Here is a 1,132-nt window from a genome sequence, read left to right on the forward strand (position 1 = left end):
GGCGCGGCCGGAGGAGGCCTCCTGGAGCGGGGGCGACGAGACCGGCGTGGGGGCCTGGGCATGCGCGGCGACCACGTCCGCCAGGAGCGTGGCCAACCAGGTTCCCCTTCCAAAAACCAGCACCGACACCGGTACACCCCTCGAACGCGCGCGGCCGGTTCCCGCCGACAAGCGCACGAGGCGTGGGAATAACCCAGTCGCTTCCGGGATGCCACCCGGCCCCGGGCCAGCGGCGGCGTTGTGCAACGGATGCTGAAGGGCGGTGGAAAAACAGCGCGCCCGTCCACCCGGGGCGGACGCGCGCGCGGGGACGACCCACCGGGAAAACCTTACAGCGCGGTGGCCTTGCCGGGCTCCAGGGAGACCACCTTGGTGGTGGACCGGGTCTTCTTCAGCTCCGTGGTGAGCGCGTCCGGGGTCCCGGCCAGGGCGGGGAAGGTGCCGTAGTGCATGGGCACCACGGACTTCACCTTCAGCAGCTTCACGGCGGCGGCGGCCTGCGCGGGGTCCATGGTGAAGTGGCCGCCAATGGGGAGCATGGCCACGGTGGGCTTGAACTGCTCCGCGATGAGGGCCATGGACTGGAAGGCCCCGGTGTCACCGGCGTGGTACAGCGTGGGGCCGTTGGCGATTTCGATGACGAAGCCCAGGGGCGCGCCGGCGTACTGCGACGCGGCCTTCGGGTCCGCCTGGTAGCTGCTGGAGTGCACCGCCTCCACCAGGTGGATGGTGGCGTCCTTCACCGTGAACGTCCCGCCCACGTTGGCGCCCATGCTCTGCGCCTCCGGCAGGCCCAGCAGCGACACCAGCTCGAAGCAGCCGTACACCTTGGCGTTGGTCTTCTGGGCCAGGGCCTTCGTCTCGCCCACGTGGTCGAAGTGGCCGTGGGTCACGAGGATGGCGTCCACCGCCTCCGGCCAGGTGGCGCCCTGCGGCGCCTTGGGGTTGGTGAGCCACGGGTCGATGGCGATGGTCGCGCCGCCCGGCGTCTTCACCACGAAGGCGGCGTGGCCCCACCACGTCACCTCCGTCTTGCCCGTCGTGGCCGCCGGCTTGCCGGCCGCGGGGGCCTTGGCCGCCGCCTTGGCCGCCGCCTTCACGTCGGCCTTGGGGGGACGCCGGCGTGGCCTTG

General features: G+C 71.8%; 1 protein-coding gene. It reads right to left on the reverse strand.

All coding sequences use genetic code 11. The features are described from left to right. Positions 1 to 329 precede the first annotated feature (329 nt). The gene (locus ACLEQD_RS43925; protein WP_410391872.1) at positions 330 to 1,100 is read right to left on the reverse strand and encodes a metal-dependent hydrolase; all 771 of its coding nucleotides are present in this window, start codon (positions 1,098 to 1,100) and stop codon (positions 330 to 332) included. Positions 1,101 to 1,132 lie beyond the last annotated feature (32 nt).

This window comes from Corallococcus sp. 4LFB, from assembly GCF_046520365.1.
GTDB classification, from domain to species: domain Bacteria; phylum Myxococcota; class Myxococcia; order Myxococcales; family Myxococcaceae; genus Corallococcus; species Corallococcus caeni.